The 26,307-nt window shown below is 57.4% G+C and carries 25 protein-coding genes; 12 read left to right on the top strand and 13 right to left on the bottom strand.

Annotated elements, in window-relative coordinates; translation table 11 throughout:
• Positions 1-29 precede the first annotated feature (29 nt).
• Positions 30-686 (bottom strand): autotransporter domain-containing protein, encoded by a 657-nt coding sequence (locus tag HF650_RS00950; RefSeq protein ID WP_223284348.1) that lies wholly within the window; start codon positions 684-686, stop codon positions 30-32.
• Between the two features lie 171 nt (positions 687-857).
• Here HF650_RS00950 and tag point away from each other — a divergent pair, with 171 nt between their 5' ends.
• Together tag and HF650_RS00940 are read left to right on the top strand one after the other, a co-directional pair.
• Positions 858-1,436: a DNA-3-methyladenine glycosylase I gene (gene tag / locus HF650_RS00945; protein WP_187800808.1), complete on the top strand. Its 579-nt coding sequence runs from the start codon at positions 858-860 to the stop codon at positions 1,434-1,436.
• Positions 1,417-1,863 (top strand): N-acetyltransferase, encoded by a 447-nt coding sequence (locus HF650_RS00940; RefSeq protein WP_187800807.1) that lies wholly within the window; start codon positions 1,417-1,419, stop codon positions 1,861-1,863. Before tag ends, HF650_RS00940 begins: the two co-directional genes overlap by 20 nt.
• On the opposite strand, the gene HF650_RS00935 is transcribed toward HF650_RS00940, so the two are convergent.
• Positions 1,826-4,105 (bottom strand): molybdopterin guanine dinucleotide-containing S/N-oxide reductase, encoded by a 2,280-nt coding sequence (locus HF650_RS00935; protein WP_249118880.1) that lies wholly within the window; start codon positions 4,103-4,105, stop codon positions 1,826-1,828. The genes HF650_RS00940 and HF650_RS00935 overlap by 38 nt on opposite strands.
• Before the next feature lie 243 nt (positions 4,106-4,348).
• On the opposite strand from HF650_RS00935, the gene HF650_RS00930 reads away from it, so the two are divergent.
• The 5 genes from HF650_RS00930 (at position 4,349) to ghrB (ending at position 9,518) form a co-directional block, all read left to right on the top strand.
• Positions 4,349-5,365, top strand: a complete 1,017-nt coding sequence (locus HF650_RS00930; RefSeq protein WP_187800805.1) for a LacI family DNA-binding transcriptional regulator — start codon at positions 4,349-4,351, stop codon at positions 5,363-5,365.
• Positions 5,366-5,479: 114 nt separating this feature from the next.
• Positions 5,480-6,241: a sugar phosphate isomerase/epimerase gene (locus HF650_RS00925; protein WP_187800804.1), complete on the top strand. Its 762-nt coding sequence runs from the start codon at positions 5,480-5,482 to the stop codon at positions 6,239-6,241.
• Entirely contained in the window at positions 6,234-7,175 is a 942-nt protein-coding gene (locus tag HF650_RS00920; RefSeq protein WP_187800803.1) for a sugar kinase, read from the top strand. The genes HF650_RS00925 and HF650_RS00920 overlap by 8 nt, the downstream gene beginning before the upstream one ends.
• Before the next feature lie 79 nt (positions 7,176-7,254).
• On the top strand, positions 7,255-8,547 hold the full coding sequence (locus HF650_RS00915) for an MFS transporter (protein WP_187800802.1): 1,293 nt from the start codon (positions 7,255-7,257) through the stop codon (positions 8,545-8,547).
• A complete protein-coding gene (gene ghrB, locus HF650_RS00910; RefSeq protein WP_187800801.1) occupies positions 8,544-9,518 on the top strand; it encodes a glyoxylate/hydroxypyruvate reductase GhrB in 975 nt (324 codons plus the stop codon). The genes HF650_RS00915 and ghrB overlap by 4 nt, the downstream gene beginning before the upstream one ends.
• A gap of 88 nt (positions 9,519-9,606) precedes the next feature.
• Here the strand turns inward: ghrB and HF650_RS00905 are convergent, their stop codons facing one another.
• The 3 genes from HF650_RS00905 to HF650_RS00895 all read right to left on the bottom strand — a co-directional run bounded on the left by HF650_RS00905 (position 9,607) and on the right by HF650_RS00895 (position 13,178).
• Positions 9,607-10,008 carry a hypothetical protein gene (locus HF650_RS00905; protein WP_187800800.1) on the bottom strand — a complete coding sequence of 134 codons (402 nt, stop codon included), beginning with the start codon at positions 10,006-10,008 and terminating at the stop codon, positions 9,607-9,609.
• Between the two features lie 13 nt (positions 10,009-10,021).
• On the bottom strand, positions 10,022-12,280 hold the full coding sequence (gene tssI, locus HF650_RS00900; protein WP_187800799.1) for a type VI secretion system tip protein TssI/VgrG: 2,259 nt from the start codon (positions 12,278-12,280) through the stop codon (positions 10,022-10,024).
• A 187-nt stretch (positions 12,281-12,467) separates the two neighbouring features.
• Entirely contained in the window at positions 12,468-13,178 is a 711-nt protein-coding gene (locus tag HF650_RS00895; protein WP_187800798.1) for a DUF3053 domain-containing protein, read from the bottom strand.
• A 390-nt stretch (positions 13,179-13,568) separates the two neighbouring features.
• Here HF650_RS00895 and HF650_RS00890 point away from each other — a divergent pair, with 390 nt between their 5' ends.
• The gene (locus HF650_RS00890) at positions 13,569-13,862 is read left to right on the top strand and encodes an HTH-type transcriptional regulator (RefSeq protein ID WP_042718609.1); all 294 of its coding nucleotides are present in this window, start codon (positions 13,569-13,571) and stop codon (positions 13,860-13,862) included.
• 51 nt (positions 13,863-13,913) lie between these two features.
• Here HF650_RS00890 and HF650_RS00885 read toward each other — a convergent pair whose 3' ends face one another.
• The 3 genes from HF650_RS00885 to HF650_RS00875 form a co-directional block, all read right to left on the bottom strand.
• Positions 13,914-14,501, bottom strand: a complete 588-nt coding sequence (locus HF650_RS00885) for a hypothetical protein (protein WP_187800797.1) — start codon at positions 14,499-14,501, stop codon at positions 13,914-13,916.
• A complete protein-coding gene (locus tag HF650_RS00880) occupies positions 14,501-15,463 on the bottom strand; it encodes a hypothetical protein (protein ID WP_187802569.1) in 963 nt (320 codons plus the stop codon). Before HF650_RS00880 ends, HF650_RS00885 begins: the two co-directional genes overlap by 1 nt.
• 173 nt (positions 15,464-15,636) lie before the next feature.
• Entirely contained in the window at positions 15,637-17,256 is a 1,620-nt protein-coding gene (locus tag HF650_RS00875) for an ABC-F family ATP-binding cassette domain-containing protein (RefSeq protein WP_187800796.1), read from the bottom strand.
• Between the two features lie 419 nt (positions 17,257-17,675).
• On the opposite strand from HF650_RS00875, the gene HF650_RS00870 reads away from it, so the two are divergent.
• The 3 genes from HF650_RS00870 (at position 17,676) to HF650_RS00860 (ending at position 19,646) form a co-directional block, all read left to right on the top strand.
• A complete protein-coding gene (locus HF650_RS00870; RefSeq protein WP_187800795.1) occupies positions 17,676-18,047 on the top strand; it encodes a response regulator in 372 nt (123 codons plus the stop codon).
• Positions 18,044-18,685, top strand: coding sequence for a chemotaxis protein CheC (locus HF650_RS00865; protein ID WP_187800794.1), 642 nt, complete (start codon positions 18,044-18,046; stop codon positions 18,683-18,685). Before HF650_RS00870 ends, HF650_RS00865 begins: the two co-directional genes overlap by 4 nt.
• A 94-nt stretch (positions 18,686-18,779) precedes the next feature.
• Positions 18,780-19,646, top strand: coding sequence for a GGDEF domain-containing protein (locus HF650_RS00860; RefSeq protein ID WP_223284245.1), 867 nt, complete (start codon positions 18,780-18,782; stop codon positions 19,644-19,646).
• A 616-nt stretch (positions 19,647-20,262) separates the two neighbouring features.
• Here HF650_RS00860 and glyS read toward each other — a convergent pair.
• The 3 genes from glyS to HF650_RS00845 form a co-directional block, all read right to left on the bottom strand.
• A complete protein-coding gene (gene glyS / locus HF650_RS00855; RefSeq protein ID WP_187800793.1) occupies positions 20,263-22,332 on the bottom strand; it encodes a glycine--tRNA ligase subunit beta in 2,070 nt (689 codons plus the stop codon).
• A 9-nt stretch (positions 22,333-22,341) separates the two neighbouring features.
• Positions 22,342-23,253, bottom strand: a complete 912-nt coding sequence (gene glyQ, locus HF650_RS00850; RefSeq protein ID WP_042718627.1) for a glycine--tRNA ligase subunit alpha — start codon at positions 23,251-23,253, stop codon at positions 22,342-22,344.
• Positions 23,254-23,388: 135 nt separating this feature from the next.
• Entirely contained in the window at positions 23,389-23,688 is a 300-nt protein-coding gene (locus HF650_RS00845; protein ID WP_187800792.1) for a YsaB family lipoprotein, read from the bottom strand.
• A 171-nt stretch (positions 23,689-23,859) separates the two neighbouring features.
• Between HF650_RS00845 and HF650_RS00840 the strand changes: the two genes are divergently transcribed.
• Positions 23,860-24,855 (top strand): acyltransferase, encoded by a 996-nt coding sequence (locus HF650_RS00840; RefSeq protein ID WP_187800791.1) that lies wholly within the window; start codon positions 23,860-23,862, stop codon positions 24,853-24,855.
• On the opposite strand, the gene HF650_RS00835 is transcribed toward HF650_RS00840, so the two are convergent.
• Positions 24,848-25,765 carry a helix-turn-helix domain-containing protein gene (locus tag HF650_RS00835; RefSeq protein WP_223284244.1) on the bottom strand — a complete coding sequence of 306 codons (918 nt, stop codon included), beginning with the start codon at positions 25,763-25,765 and terminating at the stop codon, positions 24,848-24,850. The genes HF650_RS00840 and HF650_RS00835 overlap by 8 nt on opposite strands.
• Entirely contained in the window at positions 25,766-26,302 is a 537-nt protein-coding gene (locus tag HF650_RS00830) for an isochorismatase family protein (RefSeq protein ID WP_187800790.1), read from the bottom strand.
• Positions 26,303-26,307 lie beyond the last annotated feature (5 nt).

The raw sequence follows: 26,307 nt of genomic DNA, 5'->3' as shown, positions 1-26,307 counted from the left end.
CAGAGTGTAAAAAGATTGTTTTAATCGGGCTAAAAACGGGCGCTGACCCCCACGCTGTAAAGGTAGTTCTGCCCCCAGGTCTCGTTTTCCGACTGCGACAGCGAGGCATAGGCGGCGAGGTGCGGGTTGAGCAGCATATCGGCACCCAGCGTCACATCCATCCAGTTACCGTACTGGTTGGCGGCGGTAAGGCGATAGAGGCCCGACTGGCTCTTCCAGACATTTTCGCCAAACTGCTGATTAACGCTGACCTGCGCCCACGGGCGAAGATCGCCAAAGCGGCTATCGACGCGCCAGCCCAGCGAACTGACGCTGGCGTGCCACAGCGGATCGCTGTACTGCACGTTGGTCGCGCTGTCGCCAAATTCGTTATACATTGAGGTCGTTGAGCCATCGTAGTGCCACACCGCCACCGGGCCGGTAGTAACGTGACTTGAGAGTGGAATATTCCAGCCCAGACTCATGGTGCTAATCGTATCGAGCGGCGACGTATCGGATAGATTAATCGCCAGCCCCGGCGAGTTTTGCGTCGAACGAATGCGCTCTTCAAGAATATCGTTATAACGGGGTTGCCGCTCGCTATCCCAGCGATAGCGTCCATCGGTATCATCAGCACCGACATACTCTTGCTGCCACGCCGCCGCCGTCTGAGAAAAAAGCAGACAGGCAGGCAGCAGCGACATCATCAGGCCACTGCGGGTTATTTTCATTGTTTTACGACTCCAGAGAAGAGCCGAAATCGGCGTAATAGTTATCGTTGTTAGAACGGGAAAAATCCCTGTAATAAATATTGTCTTTCTGGAGTTTACGTCAAGGCAGGCCGACGTTTATTTTTCCTGCACAAACGGAGTATGGATATGCAGCGTTGTGGTTGGGTGACGCAGGACCCGCTCTATCTCGATTATCACGATAACGAGTGGGGCGTCCCGCAAAGAGAGGGTAAAAAGCTGTTCGAGATGCTCTGTCTCGAAGGGCAGCAGGCGGGGTTGTCATGGATTACGGTGTTGAAAAAGCGTGAGAATTATCGTCACGCTTTCCACAACTTTGACCCACAGCGCGTGGCCGCCATGACGGCGCAGGATGTGGATAATTTGTTGCAAAATGCCGGGATTATTCGCCATCGCGGCAAGATTGAAGCGATTATTGGCAATGCGCGCGCCTACCTGGCAATGGAAGCCAACGGCGAGTCATTTTCAGATTTTATCTGGGGATTCGTCGATAACCAGCCGCAGATCGCGCACGCCGCCCTGCTCGCAGAAATCCCCGCCTCAACGCCCGTTTCCGATGCCTTATCAAAAGCGCTAAAAAAACGTGGCTTTAAATTTGTCGGTTCAACTATCTGTTATGCCTTTATGCAGGCCTGCGGCCTGGTTAATGACCACGTCGTCGGCTGCATCTGTTACCCAGGAGGAACACATGATTCGCGCATGGAATAGTGAAGACTTAACCCCGCTGCTGGCGCTATGGCTGGAGAGCACCACCCTCGCGCACCCCTTTATTAAAGCCAGCTACTGGCAGGAGAGCGAAGCGCTGGTGCGTGACGCCTACCTTCCCTCGGCGAAAACCTGGGTTGTTGAGCAAGAGGGCCAGTTGCAGGGGTTTATCAGCGTGATGGATGAGCAGTTTATCGGCGCACTGTTTGTGCGCCCGCAGGCGTTTGGCCAGGGATTCGGGAAAGCGCTGATTAATCATGTTAAACAGCACTTTTCCCGCTTAAGCCTTGAGGTTTACCAGCAGAATGAGCGGGCGGTGAACTTCTACCATGCGCAGGGCTTTACCATTACCGAACGCGCATGGCAGGAGGAGACCGCTCATCCGACGTGGATCATGAGCTGGCAGGCGGATCAAACGCCGTCAGCGTAAGCGCCGGGCCGCGGTATTTCTCGACCCACGCCAGCGCCGTGTTGCCAGCGCAGCCATTGCCCAGCCGCGAGCTGGGCAGATCTTTGGTCAGCACGTTCACCGCGCCGTTTTTACACAGCCCGTCTGCCGCTGGCTCAAGATCAGGCCAGGCCCCTTCATGAATGCAGATCACACCAGGCTTAATGCCGCTGCTCACCACCGCCCCCGCCAGCACCTGCCCGCGCTGGTTCCACACCCGCACCACATCGCCCGGCGCAATGCCGCGCGCCTGCGCATCGAGCGGATGGAGCGTAATTGGCTCGCGCCCGGCAACCGCATACTCCTCGCGCAGACGGGTAAAGTTGAGCTGGCTGTGCAGGCGGTGCGCCGGATGCGCAGAGAGCACCTGCAGCTGCTCCGGCTCGGCGTTGCCGTGCCACTCATCCGGCTCCAGCCATGTCGGATGCGGCGGGCAGTCGGCATAGCCAAAGCTTGCAATGCGCTCAGAGAAGATTTCGATTTTACCGCTCGGCGTTTTCAGCGGGTGCGCCTGCGGATCGCGACGGAAATCGGCGTAACGCACAAAGCGCGCGTTCTGCTCACTCTGCGGCATCTCAATCAACTGGTTAGCCTGCCAGAACTCCGCGAACGGCGGCAGCGTCACCTGCTGGCTCGCCCCGCGCTCGCCAGCGATGATGTAGAAGGTCTCCAGCCACTGTAGATCGCTCTTCCCTTCGGTAAAGCGCTCGCGCCCGCCCGCTTCCCAGCGCTCGCTTAAGTCCGCAAACACCTCGAAGTCATCGCGCGCCTCAAACTGCGGCGGCACCACGCGCTGCATCGGCACCAGGTGCTGGTTGCTGTAATCGCCGGTCATCGTCAGATCGTTACGCTCAAACGAGGTAGTCGCAGGCAGCACGATATCGGCGTGTTTCGCCGCAGCCGTCCAGAAACACTCGGAGATCACCACCAGTTCCGGCTTCTGCCAGGCGCGGATCAGGCGGTTAGTATCCTGATGATGGGTAAAGTTGGCGCCGCCTGCCCACCAGACAAAGCGGATATCCGGGAAGTGCCCGTTGATGCCGTTGTGCTGGTAAGGTGCGCCTGGGTTCTCCAGCGCTTCAACGATGCGCGCGACGGGGAATTTATGTACTGCGTCGGTACCGCCTTTGACCAGCCCCTGCATTGAAGCGAGCACCGCCGCGCGGCGTGTCGGGTTGCCGCCGTTGGCAAAGTGATAAGAGAGGCCAAACCCGCCGCCCGGTGTGCCGATCTGCCCCAGCATCGCCGCCAGCGTCACCAGCATCCAGTGTTTTTGCTCGCCAAACTGCTGGCGCTGCATCCCCCAGCCCGCCATCAACATGGTGGTGTTTTTATGGAAAACATCTGCCAGTTCGCGGATTTTAACCGCTTCAATGCCGCAAATGCCTGCTGCCCACTCCGCCGTTTTCGCCACGCCATCGCTTTCGCCGGTGAGGTAGGCGGCAAAAATCTCGTAACCCACGGTGCAACGAGCAAGAAAGTCATTATCCTGCCAGCCGTTCTCCACCAGCGTATGGGCGATGCCGAGCATCAGCGCCACGTCGGTGCCCATATGTGGCGCGATCCACTCGGCGCGATCGCCGAGGAAATCGACGGTCTCCGATCGCATCGGATCGATACAGATCACCCGCTTGCCGCTGTTGCGCAGCGCGTCAAAGTAGGGAATACCCTGCTCATCCGAGGCGTTCCAGGCGATCTTAAGGGTATTCAGCGGGTTGGCGCTCCACAGCACCACCACATCGCTGTGTTCGAGGATCAGCGGCCAACTGGTCTGCTGCTGGTAAACTTCGTTGCCGCCAACCACATGCGGCATGATCGCCTGCGCAGCGCCGGTAGAGTAATCCCCCAGATGGCCGGTATAGCCCCCCGCGAGACTCATATAGCGCTGTAACAGCGTGGCGGCTTTATGCAGCACGCCGTTGGAGCGCCAGCCATAGGAGCCGGCAAAGATTGACGACGGACCATAGCTTTCACGAATACGTTTGTGCTGCTGATGGATCAGATCCAGCGCCTGATCCCAGCTGACGCGCACATACTCATCCTGCCCGCGCACGCCCTGCGGGCTGTCGGGCGAGGCGAGAAAGCCTTTGCGCACCATCGGATAGCGCACGCGCGTCGGGCTGTGAACCTGCTCCTGCACCACGCTTTGCAGCGAGTTGGGGAAAGGGGTCGGCAGCGCGCCGCGTGAGGCGAGCACCTTTTCACCGTCGGTGTCGACCAGCATCGGGCCCCAGTGGGCCGCCGTTAGAACTGTTTTGATAGCAGAGTTTGCCAAAGCGCGCTCCTGAATAGCTTGCAGGTGGTGTCGGATGTGTTGTTTGCGCTCTATCATCCACGGCGAAGCGCGTTTGGCAAAGAATTAAACGTCATTACCGCCGCGCGGCGGGTGATAAGCGCAGGTTAGTGCTTGATTGCCCGCGATTTCGCGCTAAGGTGTGGGCAACCAGTTACGGCGAGGGAAGCAACAATGGCGAAAATGACGCGCCCAACCATCAGCGATGTGGCGAAAGCGGCCAACACCGGAAAAACCAGTATTTCACGCTATCTCAACGGTGAAAAACATCTTCTTTCCGATGCCCTGCTGGCGCGCATTGAGCAGGCCATCGCCGCACTTGATTACCGCCCCAGCCTGATGGCGCGCGGCCTTAAGCGCGGGCGCACCCGGCTGATTGGGCTGATTATCGCCGACATCACCAACCCCTACTCCGTGCACGTGCTGAGCGGTATCGAAGCCGCCTGCCGCGAAAAGGGGTTTACGCCACTGGTCTGTAACACCAATAACGAAGTCGATCAGGAGCTGCACTACCTTGACCTGCTGCGCAGCTACCAGGTGGAGGGGATTGTGGTGAATGCCGTGGGCATGCGCGAAGAGGGACTAAACCGCCTGCAACAATCCTCCCTGCCGATGGTGCTGATTGACCGCAAAATCCCCGATTTCGCCTGCGATGTCGTCGGGCTGGATAACACCCAGGCCGCAACTACCGCCACTGAACATCTGATTGAACAGGGTTTTGAAGCCCTGCTCTTTCTCAGCGAGCCGCTCGGCACCGTCAACACTCGCCGCGAAAGGCTAAACGCTTTTCACACTACCCTTGCCCGCTACCCCGGCGTAGTGGCGGAAGATGCGGAAGTGGTGCTGCACGAAGCAGCGCAGCTGGATAACAATCTGCGCCAGTTCCACGCCCGCCATCGCGGCATGCGCAAAGCGGTGATCTCCGCCAACGGCGCGTTGACCCTACAGGTGGCGCGATCCCTAAAGCGTATTGGCCTGAACTGGGGCAGCGATATTGGCCTGCTCGGCTTTGATGAGCTGGAGTGGGCAGAGCTGGCGGGCGTCGGCATTACCACCCTCAAACAACCGACCTGGCAGATCGGTTTTGCCGCCGTCGAGCAGGTGGTGCGCCGCATTGAGGGCCACAGCGACACGGTTCACGAGCGGGTTTTCTCCGGCGAACTGATCGTGCGCGGCTCGACATCGCGTTAATTCTCCCCTTCGTGATGTCGATCATAAATTCGACATAGTGAACTTTTCTTTGGAACCGGTTCCATCTAGCGTTAATGGAAGCTAATCACCCTGCCGTTATCGGGGAACCGGAAGATGGAAAGAAAAATTATTGTTGTTACCGCCGCCTATGGTCATGACCAGGTGGCGGCGCTGGGCGGCCAGGTCGGTACGCTGCCGATCATTGCCGATGCCGGTGCCGACGGCGTGGAGATTCGCCGCGAACAGCTGAACGACGAAGAGTTGTCGCACCTGCCGTCGCTGGCCTTCGCGATTGATATGCACAACCTGCTGGTCTGCTACTCCGCGCCGGAACCGCTCTGCCTGCAAGATGGCACCCTGAACCCGCGCCTGCCTGCCCTGCTGGAAGAGGCCCGCACGCTGAAAGCGCTGTGGCTGAAGGTCTCACTGGGTCATTTCAAAGATAACGCCGTGCTGGAGACGCTGCGCGGCTGGCTGGCGGCAAGCGATGTGCCGCTGGTAGTGGAAAACGATCAAACCGAGTGCGGCAAGCTCGCGCCGATGCTGCGCTTTAAAGCCGCCTGCCACACCGCGCACCTCCCCGTCACGCTCACCTTTGATACCGGCAACTGGCTGTGGGTTGGCGATGAGCCGGAAGAGGCCGCACGCCAGCTCGCGCCCGCCGTGAGCTATGTGCACGTTAAAGCCGTTGAGCACGTAGGCAATAAACACCGCGCAACACCACCGAATGGCGAAAACCCGCGCTGGCTGGCGCTGCTCGACGCACTGCCTGCCGATGTACCGCGCGGTATCGAGTTTCCGCTTGAGGGCGATGATTTGACCGCCGTCACCCGCCACTATGTCTCTCTGCTGCGTAAGGAGTTCAGCCATGCATAACGCGCTGGATGTCATCACCCTTGGCGAAGCGATGGCGATGTTTGTCGCCACCGAAACCGGCGATCTCGCCGAGGCCGGGCACTTTATTAAACGCGCGGCCGGTGCCGAATTAAACGTTGCCACCGGTCTTGCGCGTCTGGGGCTGAAAGTGAGCTGGGTGAGCCGCGTCGGCGATGACAGCTTTGGCCGCTTTATCCTTAATACGCTGCGCAAAGAGGGGATTGATACCTCCGGCGTGACGCTGGATACCCGCTACCCGACCGGCTTTCAGCTGAAATCGAAGTGTGATGATGGAACCGATCCCACCGTGGAGTATTTCCGCAAGGGCTCCGCTGCCAGCCACCTTTCGCCGGAGGATTTTAACGCCGCGCTGTTCAGCGACGCGCGCCATCTGCATATGAGCGGCGTGGCGGCGGCGATCTCCACCACCTCTTACGCCCTGCTTGAGCATGCGGCGAAGGCGATGAAATCCCAGGGCAAAACCCTGTCGTTTGATCCCAACCTGCGCCCGGTGCTGTGGAAGAGCGAAGCGGAGATGGTCGAGAAGCTTAACGCGCTCGCCTTCCAGGCTGACTGGGTGCTGCCGGGGCTGAAAGAGGGCGTCATCCTTACCGGGCAGCAGACGCCGGAAGGAATTGCCGACTTCTATCTGCAACGCGGCGTGAAGGCGGTGATTATCAAAACCGGCCCTGACGGCGCGTGGTTTAAAACCGCCGATGGCGAACAGGGTGCAGTTGCGCCGGTTATCGTCGAGAACGTCGTCGATACCGTCGGCGCGGGCGATGGTTTTGCCGTCGGGGTGATCAGCGCCCTGCTGGAAGGAAAAACGCTGCACGATGCGGTGCGCCGGGGCAATGCCATCGGCGCGCGGGCGATCCAGGTGCCCGGCGACAGCGAAGGATTGCCCACCCGCGCGGAGCTAGGCGCGCTGTAAGCGCCCGTTTCGCCGATACTCAAACCGCCTGTACCCTACATGACAGGTGGAAAATAACCTCAACCATAGAGGCAACCTTATGAGCAACGCCACCAACTCAGCCAAACGCTGGCTCTATATCATGCCGATTGTGTTTATCACCTACAGTCTGGCTTACCTCGATCGCGCGAACTTCAGTTTCGCCTCCGCGGCCGGGATTAACGAAGATCTCGGCATCACCAAAGGCGTCTCTTCGCTGCTGGGCGCGCTCTTCTTCCTCGGCTACTTCTTCTTCCAGATCCCCGGCGCGGTCTACGCCGAACGGCGCAGCGTGCGCAAACTGATCTTTATCTGCCTGATTTTGTGGGGTGCCTGCGCGTCATTAACCGGCGTGGTGAGTAATATCCCGATGCTGGCCGCCATCCGCTTTATCCTCGGCGTGGTGGAAGCGGCGGTGATGCCGGCGATGCTGATTTACATCAGTAACTGGTTTACCAAATCAGAGCGCTCGCGGGCGAATACCTTTTTAATCCTCGGTAACCCGGTCACGGTGCTGTGGATGTCGGTGGTCTCCGGCTACCTGATCCAGTCCTTCGGCTGGCGCGAGATGTTTATCATCGAAGGCGTGCCGGCGGTAATCTGGGCCTTCTGCTGGTGGGTACTGGTAAAAGATAAACCGAGCCAGGCGAAGTGGTTGAGCGAAGATGAGAAACGCGCGCTGCAAACGCAGCTTGATAAAGAGCAGCAGGGCATTAAAGCCGTTCGCAACTACAGCGAAGCCTTCCGCTCGCGCAATGTGGTGCTGCTCTGCCTGCAATATTTTGCCTGGAGCATTGGCGTGTACGGTTTTGTGCTGTGGCTGCCGTCGATTATCCGCAGCGGCGGCGACAACCTCGGCATGGTGGAAGTGGGCTGGCTCTCTTCCGTACCCTACCTGGCAGCGACCATTGCGATGATCCTCGCTTCCTGGGCCTCCGATAAGCTGCAAAACCGTAAACTCTTTGTCTGGCCGCTGCTGCTGATTGGTGCATTCGCCTTTATCGGCTCGTGGGCGGTGGGCGCGAACCACTTCTGGATCTCCTACACTCTGCTGGTGATTGCCGGGGCGGCAATGTACGCACCGTATGGCCCCTTCTTCGCGATTATTCCGGAGATGCTACCGCGCAACGTTGCGGGCGGCGCAATGGCGTTAATCAACAGTATGGGCGCGCTCGGCTCCTTCTGCGGCTCGTGGTTTGTCGGCTACCTCAACGGCGCGACCGGCAGTCCGTCCGCATCTTACATCTTTATGGGGGTGTCGCTTTTCGCCTCTGTATGGCTTACTTTAATTGTTAAGCCTGCTAACAATAAGCAGATTCCGGCAGGCGCACCGTCACAAGGGAGAACCGCATGAAGCCATCTATCATCCTGTACAAAGCCTTACCCGATGATCTGCTCGCACGACTGGAGACGCACTTTACCGTGACCCGGGTTGCCGACCTGAAAGCGGAGACGGTGCAGCAACACGCCGAAGCGTTTGCCAACGCGCAGGGGCTGTTAGGCTCCAGCCAGACGGTGGACAGCGCGCTGCTGGAGAAGATGCCGCAGCTGCGCGCCACCTCCACCATCTCGGTAGGCTATGACAATTTTGATGTGGATGCGCTGAACGCACGCAAGATTGCCCTGATGCACACACCAACCGTGCTGACCGAAACTGTCGCCGACACTATTATGGCGCTGGTACTGAGCAGCGCCCGCCGGGTAGTGGATGTGGCTGAGCGGGTCAAAGCGGGCGAGTGGACAAAAAGCATCGGACCGGACTGGTTCGGCATTGATGTACACCATAAAACGATGGGCATTGTCGGTATGGGCCGCATTGGCCTGGCGCTGGCGCAGCGCGCGCACTGTGGCTTCGGCATGCCGATCCTTTACCACGCCCGCCGCGAGCACGCCGAAGCGGAAGAGCGCTTTCAGGCGCGACACTGCGATCTTGAAACGGTGCTGCAGGAGTCCGATTTTGTCTGTGTCGTGCTGCCGCTCACTGAGGAGACGCAGCATTTGATTGGTAAAACTCAGTTCGCGATGATGAAGAAATCCGCCATCTTTATTAATGCCGGGCGCGGGCCGGTAGTGGATGAAGCGGCGCTGATTGAGGCGCTGCAAAACGGCGAAATCCACGCCGCCGGGCTGGATGTCTTTGAGCAAGAGCCACTGCCAGCGGACTCACCGCTGCTGTCGCTGCCAAACGTTGTGGCGCTGCCGCATATTGGCTCTGCAACCCACGAGACGCGCTACAACATGGCGGCCTGCGCGGTCGATAACCTGATTGATGCGCTGAATGGCAAAGTGGAGCAGAACTGCGTTAACCCGCAGGCCGTTCGCTAAGGTCAATCGGGCAATAAAAAATGAGGCGTTCCTGTCGCCTCTTTTTTATGTCTGTATTCGACGGCTACCGTGTTGCGGGCAACCGATATCAGGGTAACTCGACGTGATGCTGTCCCTCAGGATCGACGATGTATTCAACGGCAGTTTTTGGAGGGTTAAGACTGTATTTGAGCACCACAGACGCGCCATTCTTAATGAGCCTGGCTTGCGATACAGGTATAACGCCCGCGGCTTTCAGTACCGTTTTTTTTCCGCCGATAGTGCTCTCCAGCGTAAACTCGTAGAAGTAGTCAAAGTTACGCATGACATTTAACTGTTTCCAGTCAATGATGGTTGCAGCAGTCACGTCACCTTGCCATTTGTCTTTGGTATTCCACTGCATAATTAACGTGGTCTCTTCTTTATTGACTTTTATTCCTTTAAATGAATAAAAAATCATTATTCCAACAAGTATCCATGGAATAAAATGTAAATACTTAGTCATTTCCATCGAAAAACCACCTCTAAATAAACATATGAATGGCGCTTATAGCGAGATTTTGAATTGAATCTTCAACCCTTGTTAAAGATCTCGTAAAGTTCATTGGCGCATTAACGATGCTGGTCAAGGAAGTTGAAATAGACATCGGAGTCCAGGAATAATTTATCCCATTAATAGAAGCGTTTGCACCGTATGCGGAGAATGAAACAATTTTGTAGGTTGCATGATCTTTGACGAAATCAGAAACTTTGTCTGACCATTTTGTTTTGTTGGAGTCAATCTGCTCTATATGAGGTGCGTCGAGAGTTATTTTAGTCGTACTTTTAATTTTTATATCAGCGCCTGAGCTTACATCAACTTTCCCACTGACGTTTTGCTCGAAAAAACCACCGGTTATAGTGTAAACGACATCGCCCTCAACGGTATCCGTCCTTCCGCCAGCTATTATTGTTGTATCCTGCCCGCTGTCGTAGTTTTCAGTGAGCCTTTGGGTAACGTGATGAACCTCTGTTCCCTCAACAGTAGTATGCCTTTCTCCCTTGACGGTAACCGTGTCGCCACCGCTGGTTATATCCAGTGTACGCCCATTTGTGATGGTTTCCGTCTGCCCGTTATTGAAAATGGTACTTTCTGCTTTTTCGACAGTGGTGGTGCGGACATCCTTATAGTGAAACGTGGCTGCACCAGTAATAGCGTCTTTCTGTTCGCCTTTTATCGTAGTCGTTCGGGAACCATCAATCCCCACCGTTTTATTGTTCTCCACGGTGATATTCATATCTTTTTCAGCATGAAGATCGACTTTTTCCGCACCCGCTTTATCTTCAAACAAAAGATGGTTAGCGTTGTCACGACTCCCGTCTTTTGAGCGGCTCATAAAGCCCATTACCGTGGCAGCAGCAGGAAGCTCCCAGGGGGGCATGCTGGATTCGTTGTAGACGCGTCCGGTGATAATCGGTCTGTCGGGATCACCGTTAATAAAATCTACTACGACTTCATCGCCAACTCTGGGGATCTGTACGCCCCCAAATCCCTGCCCGGCCCAGGCGCTGGAAACTCGTATCCAGCATGAGCTGGCGTCATCCCCTTTTGACTCTCTGTCCCAGTGAAATTTCACTTTCACCCGACCATAACGGTCTGTCCATATACTCTCGCCGTCTGGCCCCACGACCCTGGCCGTCTGAGGCCCGTAGGTTCTTGGCCACGGCGTTTTCTGCTCCGGCCTGAAAGGTGTAGAGGCCGGGATAACGATAAAATCGGTCCGATGCTCGCTTTTGCTGCTATCGGAGGTCGAGTAGGGGTTTTCCTCAAACTGATAGGCAGTCCGGATGATGGTGTAGCTTCTGTTACCATCAGGGAATGGGGCGTTTTCAAGCTGGAATATATGCCCCGGTGCGATAGCGCTGGCGGTAGAGGTACCGGATGTCTGCTGATGCTCAACCTGCCATCGCTCCTGGTGGATTTTGGCGTATTTGTCACCATGATTGTGGTCCACAAAACGGCCGGGCCAGTCATAGACGCTTACGGTTCCCGGCTGGGGAGCAACATTGTTTTGACGGGCCTGAAACAGCCAGGCATTCGGTTTGCGGAAGTCATAGTCATCCAGGCTGTATAATCCTGGGGTAATGCTCTCCTGCACGGACCACTGGCTAATACCTTCCTCGCCCGTGACTCCCCCTGATGTCGTGTGGTGATAGGGAATAACCTCGTAGCCAGGGAAGGGCTGTAATTCAGAACCTGCATCAGTCAGCACCAGCGTGTGGCTGTCGGTATCATGGCGGAAATGGAAAGCTATCCCTTCTTGTTCCATCAGACGCCTGATGAAATCGAGAGAGCTTTCCTGATACTGAACGCAATACTCCCAGGTGCGGTACTCTTCTGTCAGTTTGTCGTCGGTCTTGACGTTGTGCTCACTGAGGATCTTTTTGACAATTTCAGGCACTGTTTGCCCCTGAAAAATCCGCATGTCCCGATTACGCTTTAAAGGCCAGAGATCGGATTCGACAGTCAGTGTATACGCCGTATAGCGAGTACCGTCATGTTCAACTGGAGTGGCGGCGGCAGAGGTTACTTTGCCGTTAAGATAACGAGGAACCATCACGTTCTGCGTTGGAATGGTAATAGTGACGGGCTGACTTAGCAGTTTACTGCGATCTATTTGCGCATTTTCACTAAGTAGGGTAAGTGTCCAGGCAAAAGGCTCTGATATGGCTTCTTCTCCTTCCATTCGCCAGAAGTGAAGCGTCTCACCTTCTTTAACATTAACGGATATCCTGTTAGTCATATGTCATTGCCTCAGGTTGATCGTCTTGTTTTTGCAAGAGTAGCCTGGTGTGTTCCCCGTTGCGGGTACATCTGAAAAAACGAGGAACGGAACGACCACGTCAAGTCGTTCCTTTACAGGCCCTGATTTTGTAACCGTTGCGCCAGCCGTTGACCAGCGCGCTACATCACAACGTCTACCCTGGTATCTATTTCATCCCGGAGACGGTTGCCGTCCAGGCCTGGGTAAACGCCTGGTGTTGCGCCGCCAGCGGCCCAATCAGTGCGTTATACTGGCTGGCCTGTTCGGAGGTCGGGAACTGGATACCGTTTGCCGTAAAGCTCACCTGCGTGCCCTGCTGCGCGATGAAGTCGCCAACCTGCACTAACTGCTGGGTGAAGACCTGCGCCGCCGGGATCAGTGGTTGCAGCGCGTTAGCCGGATTGGTCACCACTTTGGTATAGACCTGGTCATAAACCGGTTTCAGATCGTCTGCCTGCTTGAGTGCGGCATGGGAGGCATCGGCCTGCATTTTCGCATTTTGCAGCTGCTGGCTCAGCACACCGAGAGAGCCGTTGGCCTGGCGGAGCGGCTCGCGCTGCGTCATATAATCCTGCGGCACGCGAATGGCGTTAACGCTATCAACCACCGGGCGTAGACCGGAATCCATCGCCTGATTTACCTGCTGGGAATAGCCATAGATAACCGCATAATCAGAGACGAACGGGCCGAACTGTTTTTTCTGATCCGCCGTCAGCGCTGGCAGGCGTTCGCTGCTGCGCATTGCCGTATTCTGCAGGAAATCAATAAACGCTTTACGTTGATCGCCTTCTTTATCAAAGCACCCACTCAGGCTTACCACCATTAATAGCGCCGCAATAGACGCAAACCAGCGAGAGCAGGACTGTCCTGTCGCCATTTTATTACTCCTTTCACCCATAAAACCGCTTCTCGGCACACGCGTGCCCAACGGCCTACAAGGATAGTCCAGGTCAGCCTCGCAAGATACCCCTTCATTACACACAAAAGCGCGCGGATCCGTATTGGCACGATATTTTCCGTGATCGCGGTCAGATTATTCTTAATCCAAATTTTTGCTAACGATTTACAAATTTATACCGAGCAAAATTGCTCTCTTATTAATCAATCGATTAAGCAAAATTTAAGCGGCAGAAGGTGTATTTTGAGCACATCTACCCCGCTTACATCGCAAATAATCACTGGCGAAATCATACGCCAGGTTTTTTCCCGACTATTCTTATCAGGCTGTATCACGATATCCGCTGTGTGATTTTATGAGGAGTGCTCAATGGAGTACAAAGACCCGATGTTTGAACTGATGAGCAGTCTCGAACAGATCGTATTTAAGAAAGATGTTGCGCAGACGGGAACCCTGAGCAAGAAGCCGAATTCCTTTAGTGACTTTGAACAATTGCGACGTGGAACCGGTCTGAAGATTGATGACTTCGCTCGTGCGATGGGAGTCTCGGTCTCAATGGTGCATGAGTGGGAATCACAACGTATAACACCCACCGCCACCGAGATGAAACTGATGCGCCTGATTCATTCGAATCCGATGCTCAGCAAGCAGCTTATTGACTAAGCTGCAACGGTCAGAGCCCCCGCCACGCCGGGGGTTTATGCTCTCCCCGCCTTAACGCGATTTCAACCTTAACGTCCTCGCCACCCTTGTCAGACGCTGTGTTCGACAATAAAGCGCAAACAGTACAAACCCTTCGCCATTCAGTAGCCGCCGACACCCCGCTAATGCCGCCAGCGCAATCAACAGCGGTATCGCCGCGCCGCCGCCCGTAAGCAGATTCATCACCAATTGCGCCACGGTTACCAGCAGTAAGCCGCTAAAGAGATACGCAAAACCGGCAAGCCCGGCGCTAAATCCGCGTGCCAGCATAAACATGCTGCTGATAGTGGTCGCGAGCACCACCAGCGCCGGCACAAAAAAGGCGAGCGCGTGCAGCGGCGGCGTCAGCCCCGGTAAGAGGCGCAGCAGGGTCAGCAGATTGAGCGCAAACGCCAGCAGCAGCAGCAGCATCACAAACGCCACCGGGAAACCGTTCTGCCGCGGCTGCTCAGCGCCTGTTTTGTCAAAGTGGCGCTCCAGCTCGGGCGTGGAGCGCGACAGGACACGTTGATCTTTGTTGGCAATCAGCGGTTCGATTTCACGTCCGTGCTGCCATAAATCGTAGAAGACCGATCCCGTCAGCCAGCTCAACAACGACATCAGATCACCGCCAGCGACTGAATTGTTCCGACAATATAGCGCCCGGTGCGCGGCACGTTGCCCGGTGTGCCAATTACGCCACTCACCCCGCTGCCGATCATTGCCGCCGCGCTGGTCACCACCTGTCCCAACTGGCGGGTCAGCTCAACCTGTACCGGCTCGACGGGGAAGCGTTTGGGATAGAGACCGGCGCGGATGGCGGCCTTGATGCCTTTGTTGCTGATACCGGGATTCTGCGCGCGGATAATCAGTTCCGTCAGGCGGGCACGATCCTGGCGCGGATACTCTTTCAGCCACTGCGTCGCTTTCAGCGAGGAGACCGACTTCATCGCCTTCCAGGTCGCCAGCGCCTCTTTCAGCGCGCCACCGGCGCTCGCCAGCGAGATCAGATCCAGCGAAGTCGAGGTGGCGACATACCACTCCTGCGAATCAAGCCAGGCGACGTTTTCACCGCCATTCTCCACCAGATCGTACACGCGATAGATACCGTTAAGGCACTGCAAACCGGTCGCCACGGTACCTGCATAACCAATCGCCACCAGCGCGGTGCTGCCGCCAGCGGTAAGCGGTGTTGCGGCGGTACCAGCGGCCATCACGCCCGCGGTGATAATCATCGCGCCGCAGGAGAGCACCGTTGAGGCTATCTCGGTGCCCATTGAGGTTGCAGAGACCGCTTCCGTCAGCGCTTTACCGTTGCTGGAGTTGGTCGGCTGTGCGGCGGCTTTGGTGACGATAACATGGGTGACGATGCCGCTCTGCCCGTTGGGGTGGCGTTTACTCGGACGCACCAGATAACGCTCGGGGCCATCCGCATAGATGATGCCGGCCTCGGCAAATTCACGGGTACAATCCATTGCGGCGCCAAGGGCTTTAAAATCAAAGTCGTTGGCTCCTGAGCCGGTCATACGGGCAAATTCGTACCCCGGCAGATTTCTTTCGGGGTTCATTCCTGGCAGGTTCATCATCGTTTCCTTGTGGCGGTGGAATTAGCAGAGCCGGTTCAGCCGGAGCTGAACCATGAGCATATCTAGCGCTTTCACTTATGTTACTTCTTATTAACAGCAGGCAACCGTATCGCGTTTATTTTCATCACTCAAGTGTAGAGCAGAATTGGCTGCGAGAATTGGTTGCCCGCTCATGCTTGCTGCCAGCGCCATCCGCTAGTGCGCCATGTCAGGCTGTGCGTCAGCCGAAGCCCGGCAAGAAACGCTTCATCATGAGAGACTACCAGCACTGCGCCGGGAAAATCCGCCAGCGCAGCTTCAATCGCGCGCGTGGAGGCGAGATCGAGATGGTTGGTCGGCTCGTCGAGCAGTAACAGCTGCGTGGCCTCGCGCTGCCAGAGCACACAGGCGAGCGCCGCTTTCAACCGTTCGCCGCCGCTCAGGGCGGCCAGCGGCAGCATCACCTTCTCCGCGCCCAGCTGTAACTGTGCCAGACGGCTGCGCAGCACCCCCTCCTCCAGCAATGCGTCGGCTCGCTGAAGGTGCTCAAGTACCGATAACGAGAGATCGAACCGGGAGAGATGCTGATCCAGCCAGGCGCAGCTGACCGAGCGGCGACATTCGCCTGCCAGCGGCAATAGCTCACCGAGGATCACCTTTAACAGTGTCGATTTGCCGCAGCCATTTGGCCCACGAATGGCAACGCGCAGCGGGCCGTCAATGCGCAGGCTTAAGGGAGGAATCGCGACGTGCGGCAGCACCACTTCGTTTAGCACCAGCACCTGTTTGCCCGGCGGCACCTGGCTACCGGGCAGCGTAAACAGCACCGGCATCTCCTCCTCGACCCGCTCACGCGCCTCGGTGACCGCAGCGTTAAGCGCTTCGTTTTGCTGCTGGTGCTGCTTGCGCCAGCTCGCCGGGCGCTCTTTGGCGAGGTTTTTATATTTCACCCGCTCAAAGGAGGCAATGTTGCGCGTATCGACGGTACGCAGCGTTTTCGCCGAACGCCGCAGGCTGGCGTCATGCTCCTTCTGCATCCGGCTGCGTGTGCGCCGACGCTCAACGGCGGCATGATCCAGCATTGCGCGGGCGGCCTGCTGCTGCGCCTCGCGCTGCTGCTCGTAGTCGGCGTAATTGCCGCCGTAGCTGCGAAGCCCGGCGGGCGTCAGCTCAACAATGCGCGATATCTCACCGAGCAACTGCCGGTCGTGAGTGGCGATCAAAGCTCCGCCTTTATGCTGCCGGAGCAGATCGCGAAACCATGCCCGCCCTGCACCATCAAGGTGATTCGTTGGTTCGTCGAGTAGCAGATAATCCGCGCCACTCATAAACGCGCCGCAGAGCAGCGCCCGTACACGCTCGCCGCCGCTTAATGCGGCAGCCGGTTTATCCGCCGCAAATGGCGGCAGGTTAGCTTGCGAAAAGGCGGCCTCAAGTCGCTCAGGCAGATCCCACTGACCGTCGAGTAACTCCAGATCGGCGGGCTGATAGCGCCCCTGCAACACGCGCTCCAGCGCGGCGAAGATCTCGCCATAGCCAAGCAGCTGCGCCAGGGTGGTCTGCGCAGAGAGGGTGTGTTGCTGCGCGACATACACCCAACGCACCGCAGATTCGATATGCCCGAACGCGGGCTGAGACTGCCCGGCAAGCAGGCGTAGAAGTTGGGTTTTGCCGACGCCGTTACGCCCGACCAGCCCGCACAGCGAGGCGTCGAAAGTTAAATTGAGCGGGCCGAAAAGGGTCTCGCCTGTCGCAAACTGGCAGGTGACCTGATGCAAAATAAAGGCGGGTGACTGCGCACAATGAGCCATAAGCACTCCTGAATGAGATCGTTAACGGCCTTGCCAACGCGAGAGCGTTTAACAAGGTGGCGGATTCATCAGTCGTGTTTGTTCATTTTCCGGGTGCGCTCCAGTGAGACGAGGAGTTCGTCGTCGCACAGGATAGCCAGGGATCCAGGCCGGGTTCAAGGTTAAATTTTCATCTTTACGTCGCGGTACGCAACATTGAGGGCTAATTGTTTGCGCAATATTGCCGATGAATAAGGTGACTTAACTGAAAGTAGCAGGCCATGCGTGCAATCCAGGATCGCCATTTCAGAAAGGAGACGATAAAACCGCGCGTTACCCCAAACGCATAACGGTGGCATATCGTTCAGCACTGCTCAGGGAGGAGGTCCGGAAGTAAAGCATTGTTCTGGTTCAGGCCCTGAATCCTAAAATGAGAATGAATGATGTCCAGATATATTCTGATTGTCGATGACAGCCGCCTGTCACGCATGATTTCCCGCCAGTATGTTCTTAACTTGCACAGCGACTGGAGCATTGATGAGGCCGGTACGGGCGAAGAGGCGATTGCCCACGCTGCGGCGAACACCCCCTATCTGATTCTGCTCGATGTGAATATGCCCGGCATTGGCGGCATTGAAGCGGCGTCACGCCTGCGTCAGACGCACCCGCAGACCCACATCGTGCTGCTCACCGCTAACGTGCAGAACTCCGTGCAGGCTGCCGCCGAAGAGATGGGCCTCGGCTTTCTGCCTAAACCGCTGAAAGAGACGCAACTGCACGCCATGTTGAAGAGCCTGGAGAGCCAGCCATGACCGAGTTGCCCGATATCAGCGAGATTGAAGCAGACAGCCTGATGGAGATCTTCAACATCGGCGTCGGTCACGCAGCGGCGGCGATGAGCAACATCGTCAACGAAGAGGTGCGCATGTCGGTACCGACCATCCGCTTTACGCCGCGCTCAAAAGCGGCCGACGAGATGGGCGCGGGCGTGTCGCTATTCGGCATCAGCCAACACTATGAAGGGGCCTATGCCACCGAAGCGATTCTGATGTTCCCGGAAGCCGCCAGTTTCGAAATCGTCCGCATGATGGTTGGCGATCTGATCCCGGCACATGAGCTGGGGGAGATGGAGCGCGAAGCGATGAGCGAGATTGGCAATATCGTGCTCAATGCCTGCGTCGGCACGCTGGCAAATATGTTCCAGAAAGAGCTTCAGGGATCGCTGCCGGTGGTGCGGGTTGGCAGCAGCGAAGAGATCCTCAACCCGGAAAAGGATGAGAACGATCCGCTGGTGATGATGCTGCGCATTGATTTTGCGCTTGAGCGCCAGCAGATCCAGGGCTATCTCGCGTTTATCCTCGATATGTCCGCGCTGTGCGACTTACGCGAGCAGGTTCGGCTTTATATCAGCCGTTTAGAATTCGGTAGTGTTCCCAGCGGAATGCATTAATCATGAAAGATAAGTTGTTATTGGATGCGTTTTCAGCCCTCAGCCTCGGTGTCATCCTTGTGGATGCGCAGTACCGTATCGCGCTGTGGAATGCGTGGTTAGAGACGCATACCGGGCGGGCGGCCAGCGACACCGTCGGCGAAGACTTTTTTCCGTCTTTCCGGACCTGACCTATCACCGCGTCGGCGATGCGATCCGTCAGGCCATTGGTCACAATTTATCTTCCCTGCTTTCGCAATCGCTTCACCGCTCGCCTTTTCCGCTCTATGCAGAACCGGCGCGGCCAACCGCCCGTCTCAGCCAGGCGGTGACCATTGTTCCACTCGGCGATGCCGAGCGTTACTGCCTGATTCAGATCGTCGACGTCACCGCAGCAGTGCGCCGTGAGTCGCTGCTGCGCGATCAGGCCCATGAGCTGCTGTCGCAATCCCTGTCGGATGGCCTGACGGGCGTCGGCAACCGCCGCTATTTTGATCTCTGCATTGAGCGCGAGTGGCGCGCCAGCAAGCGTAATAACAAACCGCTGTCGCTGCTGCTGATCGATGTGGACTACTTCAAGTCCTACAACGATAGCTATGGCCACCAGCACGGCGATGAGTGCCTGCAGCAGATCGCGGCGGCGATGCGCGGCACGCTCTGCAACCCGAATGAGATCCTGTTCCGCTACGGCGGCGAGGAGTTTTGCGCTCTTCTGCCGGAAACGCGCTCGGCAGATGCGGTGGAGCTGGCAGAAAAGCTGCGCACCAGCGTGCAGCGCCTTGAGCTTCCCCACGCCAGTTCACCGGATGGCTGCGTCAGCGTCAGTATCGGCGTCGCCAGCCTGTGCCAGCAGAACCATACCGAATATGGACAGTTGATCCAGAGCGCGGACAACGCGCTGTACGAGGCGAAACGCGCCGGGCGCAACACCGTTCGCGTCAGCACCGCCTTTCGTCGATTCACCCACGCGCCACGCCGCTGAGTTGAGTGTCGCTGCCGGATGGCGCTTCGCTTATCCGGCCTACAAAGGCCGAACGACGGCACCGAGCCGGATGTGTTACCGGATGGCGCTTTGCTTATCCGGCCTACAAAGGCCGAACGGCGGCACCGAACCGCCTGCTTTGCCGGATGGCGCTTCGCTTATCCGGCCTACAAAGGCCGAATGACGGCACCGAACCGCCTGCTTTGCCGGATGGCGCTTTGCTTATCCGGCCTACAAAGGCCGAATGACGGCACCGAACCGGATTTTTTGCCGGATGGCGCTTCGCTTATCCGGCCTACAAAGGCTGAACGACGGCACCGAGCCGGATGTGTTACCGGATGGCGCTTTGCTTATCCGGCCTACAAAGGCCGAACGGCGGCACCGAACCGCCTGCTTTGCCGGATGGCGCTTCGCTTATCCGGCCTACAAAGGCCGAACGACGGCACCGAGCCGGATGTGTTACCGGATGGCGCTTTGCTTATCCGGCTTACATGGCCGGAGCGATGGCACGGAACCGTAGGCCGGATAAGGCGTAGCCGCCATCCGGCAACACGCTTCCCGGCAAAATCGGAGCATAAAAAAACCCGCCGTAGCGGGTTTTTCATCGTCTGAACGATTACTGCAGCAGCGAAATATCCGCCACTTGCAGGAAGAGTTCACGCAGTTTCGCCAGCAGCGTCAGGCGGTTGATGCGCACCTCTTTATCGTCGGCGTTCACCATCACGTTCTCAAAGAACTCATCCACCGGCTCGCGCAGCTGCGCCAGCTCAATCAACGCTTCCTGATAGCGCCCTTCAGCAAAGAACGGCTGCAGGGTATCGCGCAGCACCACCACATTGCCCGCCAGCTTGATCTCTGCCGCCTCTTTCAGCACCGCCGCCTGCACGTTCTCATTCAGCGTTTCATCAGATTTCGCCAGGATGTTGGAGACGCGCTTGTTGGCTGCCGCCAGCGCCGCCGCCTCTTCCAGCGTACGGAAGTGAGACACCGCCTTCATACGCGCGTCGAAATCGGCCGGTTTGGTCGGACGGCGCGCCAGCACTGCCTGAATGGTATCAACGCTGTAGCCTTCGTCCTGATACCAGGCGCGGAAGCGGCCCAGCATAAAGTCGATCACATCGTCGACCACTTTAGCGTTCGTCAGCTTATCGCCGTAGAGACGCACTGCCTCTTCGGTCAGCGTTTGCAGATCCAGCGCCAGGTTCTTCTCAACGATAATACGCAGCACGCCGAGCGCGGCACGACGCAGCGCGAACGGGTCTTTATCGCCTTTCGGGTGCTGGCCGATACCAAAGATCCCCGCGAGAGTATCCATCTTATCGGCAATCGCTACAGCGCAGGCTACCGGGTTAGAGGGCAGATCGTCACCGGCAAAGCGCGGCTGATACTGCTCGTTCAGCGCAACGGCAACGTCTTCCGCTTCGCCGTCGTGACGCGCATAGTGCATGCCCATCACGCCCTGGGTGTCGGTAAACTCAAACACCATGTTGGTCATCAGATCGCATTTGGAGAGCAAGCCCGCGCGCGTGGCGTGGTTCACATCTGCGCCAATCTGACCGGCAATCCAGCCCGCCAGCGCCTGAATACGATCGGTCTTGTCGCGCAGCGTGCCGAGCTGCTGCTGGAACAGCACGGTTTGCAGACGCGGCAGGTGATCTTCCAGGCGTTTTTTACGGTCGGTATTGAAGAAGAACTCGGCATCCGCCAGACGCGGGCGCACCACTTTTTCATTACCGGAGATAATCTGTTGCGGATCTTTCGACTCGATATTGGCGACGAAGATGAAATTTGGCAGCAGTTTGCCGTCGTTGCCATACACCGGGAAGTATTTCTGGTCACCCTTCATGGTGTAGACCAGCGCTTCTGCCGGAACGGCGAGGAATTTCTCTTCGAACTTCGCCGTCAGCACCACCGGCCACTCAACCAGAGAGGTAACCTCTTCCAGCAGGCTGTCGCTCAGATCGGCTTTACCGCCAATCTTGCGCGCCGCTTCTTCGGCGTCCGCTTTGATTTTGGCTTTACGCTCGGCGTAATCGGCCATCACTTTGCCGCGCTCCAGCAGGATCTGCGGGTACTGATCGGCGTTGTCGATGGTGAACTCCGGCTCGCCCATAAAGCGGTGGCCGCGGATCACGCGATCGGAGTGAATGCCAAGGATCGTTGCCGGCACCAGCTGGTCGCCCAGCAGCAGGGTAACGGTGTGAACCGGACGCACAAAGTGCACGTCCGACGCGCCCCAGCGCATCAGTTTCGGGATCGGCAGTTTGCTAAGCGAGGTGGCGATCATGTTCGGCAGCAGCGCTTCGATGCTTTCGCCTTTGACATGGGCGCGATAGAGCAGCCATTCGCCTTTATCGGTGGTCAGACGCTCGGCCTGATCGACGGTGATACCGCAGCCGCGCGCCCAGCCTTCAGCCGCTTTGCTCGGTTTGCCTTCCGCGTCAAACGCCTGGGCGATGGCCGGGCCGCGTTTTTCAACTTCGCGATCCGGCTGCGCGGCGGCAAGGTTAGCCACTTTCAGCGCCAGACGGCGCGGCGCGGCGAACCATTTAACGTCGCCGTGGGCAACGCCTGCCGCATCCAGCTCAGCGGTAAAGTTGGCAGCGAAGGACTCCGCCAGGCTGCGCAGCGCTTTTGGTGGCAGCTCTTCGGTGCCGATCTCCACCAGGAATGTTTTCTCTGACATGGCCGCCTCTTATTTATTTCTGTTGCACATCGGGAAGCCAAGGGCTTCACGGGAAGCGTAATAGGCTTCAGCGACTGCTTTGGTCAGCGTACGAATGCGCAGAATGTAGCGCTGGCGTTCGGTGACGGAGATGGCTTTACGCGCATCAAGCAGGTTGAAGCTGTGGGCGGCTTTCAGAATGCGTTCGTAAGCCGGCAGCGGCAGCGGGTTTTCCAGCGCCAGCAGCTGCTGAGCCTCTTTCTCATACTGCTCAAAGCAGGTGAAGAGGAAGTCGACATCGGCGTATTCGAAGTTGTAAGTGGACTGCTCCACTTCATTTTGATGGAACACGTCGCCGTAGGTGGTTTTACCCAGCGGGCCGTCGCTCCAGACCAGATCGTAGACGCTGTCTACGCCCTGAATGTACATCGCCAGACGTTCCAGACCGTAGGTGATCTCGCCGGTGATCGGCTTGCACTCAAGGCCGCCAACCTGCTGGAAGTAGGTAAACTGCGTCACTTCCATGCCGTTAAGCCACACTTCCCAGCCAAGACCCCAGGCGCCCAGCGTCGGGTTCTCCCAGTTATCTTCCACGAAACGAATATCGTGAATGGTCGGGTCCATACCCAGCTCTTTCAGTGACCCGAGGTACAGTTCCTGAATGTTGTCCGGAGAGGGTTTAATCACCACCTGGAACTGATAGTAGTGCTGTAAGCGGTTCGGGTTTTCGCCGTAGCGACCATCGGTCGGGCGGCGGGAAGGCTGAACGTAGGCAGTTGCCATCGGCTCCGGGCCCAGCGCGCGCAGGCTGGTCATCGGGTGCGAAGTACCGGCACCCACTTCCATGTCCAGAGGTTGAACGATGGTGCAGCCCTGACGAGCCCAATAATCCTGTAAGGTCAGGATCAGACCCTGAAAGGTCCTGGTATCAAACTTTTGCATATTATTTCGTGCTGGATACGTGTGGATTTAAAGGAAGCGACCAGTATACCCGCTGACTGCAAGATATACAGTACGAAACGGGGTTGTTTACGGAAAATTGGGAAATAGCGGCGGCATTGGCGCGTATTGTGGGGCTTAACGCATCGAAAGGTGCAAAAACTGCCCTTCAGCGTCAAAAGTGCAGACAAACGCTTCATGACGCGGCGTCACGCCACGCATTTCGTAACTTCCCTGGTACTGTTCGAAGCCGGTAACGTTTACTTTCTCCGCCCCGGTGTTGTAGCGGTGCGCGGCATTTTCCCGGCAGAGCTGCTCCATATCGAGGGAGCGCGTCGGGCCAGGCCGCGCCGTTTGCGCCTTCTGCTCCGGCATTTTCTCGGGCGCGCTGCAACCCGCCAGCAGCAGCATCAGCATGGGTAGAGTAAACTTCATCATTTTCTTACGCATTTCCTTGCGGGCTGATAGGGTAAACGGCCAAAAACGCCATTGTGCAGCACTGCGCTTAGTGCACAACCACGCGGGGGAAAACTCAGAATTATCCAAAGAGATACGCAGGTAAATTACCACTCTTAGGATAGTTGTCGACAATAAGAAATTGAGGAAGTGATGCCATCAAAAATTCACTGGATAGATAATTTACGCGGGATAGCCTGTTTAATGGTGGTCATGATCCACACCACCACCTGGTACATTACTAATCCGGCCACGGTGACCAGCTTCGACTGGAACGTTGCCAATCTGCTCAACTCCGCCTCGCGGGTCAGCGTTCCCCTCTTTTTTATGATTTCAGGCTACCTCTTCTATGGCGAACGCAGCGCCCAGCCGCGCCACTTTTTGCGCATCGCCCTCTGTCTACTGTTTTATAGCGCGATCGCCCTGCTCTATATCGTGCTGTTTACCTCAATTAACAGCGACCTGTCGCTGAAGAACATCCTGCAAAAGCCGATTTTTTACCACCTGTGGTTCTTCTTCGCCGTCATCGTTATCTACCTGGTCTCGCCGTTAATTCAGGTCAAAGCCCTGAGCGGCAAGATGCTGCTGGCGTTAATTGCAGTAATTGGCATTGTCGCCAACCCCAATCTGGTGACGCTGAAAAGCGGCGGTGTGGAGTGGCTACCGATCAATCTTTACATCAATGGCGACACCTTTTACTACGTGCTCTACGCCATCCTCGGGCGCGCCATCGGCATGATGGAGACGCAAAAACGCGCGCTGAGCTGGCTCAGCGCCGCGGTGGTGGTGCTGGCGGTGGTGGCGATTTCACGCGGTACGCTGCATGAGCTGAGATGGCGCGGCAACTTCGCTGATACCTGGTATCTTTACTGCGGCCCGATGGTTTTCCTCTGCGCCATCGCGCTCTTTACGCTGGTCAAAAACACCCTCAATAGTCGTACCCTGCCGGGGCTGGCGCTGATTTCGCGCCACTCGCTGGGCATTTACGGTTTCCACGCGCTGATTATTCATGCGCTGCGCACGCGCGGTGTGGAGGTGCAAAACTGGCCGCTGCTCGACATTCTGTGGGTCTTCTGCGCGGCGCTGTCAGCAAGCCTGGCGCTCTCCATGCTGGTGCAGCGCATCGACCGGCGGCGGTTTGTCAGCTAGTGATGCGCGCCCGCGCCCGGTGCAGCTGGCGCGGGGAGGAGAAACCGGCGGCCAACGCCGCCTGCTCCGCACCCTGGCCCTGCAATAGCGCCTGCTCGGCAATCACCAGCCGTAGCTGCTCAAGATAGTCGCGCACGCTGATCCCCAGATGCTGCTGAAAAAGACGGGTCAGATGCCGGGCGCTGACGTGTGCCTGCGCGGCGATCTCCGCCAGTTGCCAGGCCTTTTGCGGTTCCGCAGTCAGCGCATCCTGCGCACGGTGCACCGCCGGATGGAGATGGTTGCGATAGCGCAGCCACGGTGAAAGCTGCGGGTCGTCGCCGGAGCGGCGAAACCAGACCACCATTTCGCGCGCCACTGCCAGCGCACGCGCCGGCCCGCATAAACGGTTAATAATGTGCAGGGCGAGATCGATGCCTGAGGTGATGCCCGCGCTGGTCCAGATACCGCGATCCTCAATAAAAATCCGGTTCTCTTTCACCAGCGCCGCCGGTTCGAGTGCCTGCAAACGGGCAATCACATTGTGATGGGTCGTACACTGAACCCCGTTCAACAGCCCGGCTTTTGCCGCCAGCATCGCGCCGGAACAGACGCACATCAGCGTAATCGCCCGGCGGTGGAGCAGAGGTTGCAGGCGCATCAACCAGTTGCGCACCTGCGTTGCCTGCGGCGTGTCGAATAAACGCGACGAGTCGCTGACGCCGGGCAGCACCAGCAGGCTCCCCTCCGGCAATCTCTCCGGCAACGGCGCGATGTTGCCCATCGTTAAGCCAAGGGAGGTTGCCACCTCCGCTTGCGGGCCGATGTAGTGCAGGCGAAAGGTCTCCTGCGCCTGCGCGAAGGTCTCTGCCGGACCAGCCATATCGAGCGCCAGCACGCCGGGCAGCATCACAAACCAGACATCACACATTTATTGTTCCAGCGTCTCCTGGACGGTTTTAATGGCGGCAAAGCGCCCAACGAGCACGGTTTCCGTGCGGTGGCGCAGCGTGTGGCTATCAAGCGTCACACCATTGTGTGTCATCGGGAAAGTGAGCGTCGCTTCGCTGACGAAGGTGACGCGATAGCCCAGATCCGATGCCACCCTGGCGGTCGTTTCACAGCACTGCTCCGTACGAATACCACAAATGATCAGATGATTGATATCGCGCTGACGCAGCCAGCGATCGAGGCCGGTATCGGTAAAGGCGTTGTGGACATGCTTATGGAAAGTGACATCTGCCTGGTGCTGCAAAAAGGGCATCGGTTTCACGAAGCCGCTCTCCAGTGAGAAGGGGCCGCTGTCGGCGACGTGAAAGATATCCACCAGCGGAATACCGCGCGCCTGACAGCCTGCAATCAGCGTCAGCAGCGCCTGCTGGAAGGCAGGAAAGTCGTTATCCTGCCAGAAGTCACGGTGGAAAAAGGATTGCTGGGTATCGATGTTAATCAGGGCGGTACGGGTCATTTCAG

It is taken from the genome of Kosakonia sp. SMBL-WEM22, from assembly GCF_014490785.1.
Taxonomy (GTDB): Bacteria; Pseudomonadota; Gammaproteobacteria; order Enterobacterales; family Enterobacteriaceae; genus Kosakonia.
This window is presented reverse-complemented; position numbering and strand designations above follow the sequence as displayed.

What these genes read in the sequence shown, in the direction of transcription:
- HF650_RS00950 (WP_223284348.1), bottom strand. Translation starts at nt 686, where the DNA reads ATGATGTCGCTGCTGCCTGCCTGTCTGCTTTTTTCTCAGACGGCGGCG.
- tag (WP_187800808.1), top strand. Translation starts at nt 858, where the DNA reads ATGCAGCGTTGTGGTTGGGTGACGCAGGACCCGCTCTATCTCGATTAT.
- HF650_RS00940 (WP_187800807.1), top strand. Translation starts at nt 1,417, where the DNA reads ATGATTCGCGCATGGAATAGTGAAGACTTAACCCCGCTGCTGGCGCTA.
- HF650_RS00935 (WP_249118880.1), bottom strand. Translation starts at nt 4,105, where the DNA reads ATGCTGGTCGACACCGACGGTGAAAAGGTGCTCGCCTCACGCGGCGCG.
- HF650_RS00930 (WP_187800805.1), top strand. Translation starts at nt 4,349, where the DNA reads ATGGCGAAAATGACGCGCCCAACCATCAGCGATGTGGCGAAAGCGGCC.
- HF650_RS00925 (WP_187800804.1), top strand. Translation starts at nt 5,480, where the DNA reads ATGGAAAGAAAAATTATTGTTGTTACCGCCGCCTATGGTCATGACCAG.
- HF650_RS00920 (WP_187800803.1), top strand. Translation starts at nt 6,234, where the DNA reads ATGCATAACGCGCTGGATGTCATCACCCTTGGCGAAGCGATGGCGATG.
- HF650_RS00915 (WP_187800802.1), top strand. Translation starts at nt 7,255, where the DNA reads ATGAGCAACGCCACCAACTCAGCCAAACGCTGGCTCTATATCATGCCG.
- ghrB (WP_187800801.1), top strand. Translation starts at nt 8,544, where the DNA reads ATGAAGCCATCTATCATCCTGTACAAAGCCTTACCCGATGATCTGCTC.
- HF650_RS00905 (WP_187800800.1), bottom strand. Translation starts at nt 10,008, where the DNA reads ATGGAAATGACTAAGTATTTACATTTTATTCCATGGATACTTGTTGGA.
- tssI (WP_187800799.1), bottom strand. Translation starts at nt 12,280, where the DNA reads ATGACTAACAGGATATCCGTTAATGTTAAAGAAGGTGAGACGCTTCAC.
- HF650_RS00895 (WP_187800798.1), bottom strand. Translation starts at nt 13,178, where the DNA reads ATGGCGACAGGACAGTCCTGCTCTCGCTGGTTTGCGTCTATTGCGGCG.
- HF650_RS00890 (WP_042718609.1), top strand. Translation starts at nt 13,569, where the DNA reads ATGGAGTACAAAGACCCGATGTTTGAACTGATGAGCAGTCTCGAACAG.
- HF650_RS00885 (WP_187800797.1), bottom strand. Translation starts at nt 14,501, where the DNA reads ATGTCGTTGTTGAGCTGGCTGACGGGATCGGTCTTCTACGATTTATGG.
- HF650_RS00880 (WP_187802569.1), bottom strand. Translation starts at nt 15,463, where the DNA reads ATGAACCTGCCAGGAATGAACCCCGAAAGAAATCTGCCGGGGTACGAA.
- HF650_RS00875 (WP_187800796.1), bottom strand. Translation starts at nt 17,256, where the DNA reads ATGGCTCATTGTGCGCAGTCACCCGCCTTTATTTTGCATCAGGTCACC.
- HF650_RS00870 (WP_187800795.1), top strand. Translation starts at nt 17,676, where the DNA reads ATGATGTCCAGATATATTCTGATTGTCGATGACAGCCGCCTGTCACGC.
- HF650_RS00865 (WP_187800794.1), top strand. Translation starts at nt 18,044, where the DNA reads ATGACCGAGTTGCCCGATATCAGCGAGATTGAAGCAGACAGCCTGATG.
- glyS (WP_187800793.1), bottom strand. Translation starts at nt 22,332, where the DNA reads ATGTCAGAGAAAACATTCCTGGTGGAGATCGGCACCGAAGAGCTGCCA.
- glyQ (WP_042718627.1), bottom strand. Translation starts at nt 23,253, where the DNA reads ATGCAAAAGTTTGATACCAGGACCTTTCAGGGTCTGATCCTGACCTTA.
- HF650_RS00845 (WP_187800792.1), bottom strand. Translation starts at nt 23,688, where the DNA reads ATGATGAAGTTTACTCTACCCATGCTGATGCTGCTGCTGGCGGGTTGC.
- HF650_RS00840 (WP_187800791.1), top strand. Translation starts at nt 23,860, where the DNA reads ATGCCATCAAAAATTCACTGGATAGATAATTTACGCGGGATAGCCTGT.
- HF650_RS00835 (WP_223284244.1), bottom strand. Translation starts at nt 25,765, where the DNA reads ATGTGTGATGTCTGGTTTGTGATGCTGCCCGGCGTGCTGGCGCTCGAT.
- HF650_RS00830 (WP_187800790.1), bottom strand. Translation starts at nt 26,302, where the DNA reads ATGACCCGTACCGCCCTGATTAACATCGATACCCAGCAATCCTTTTTC.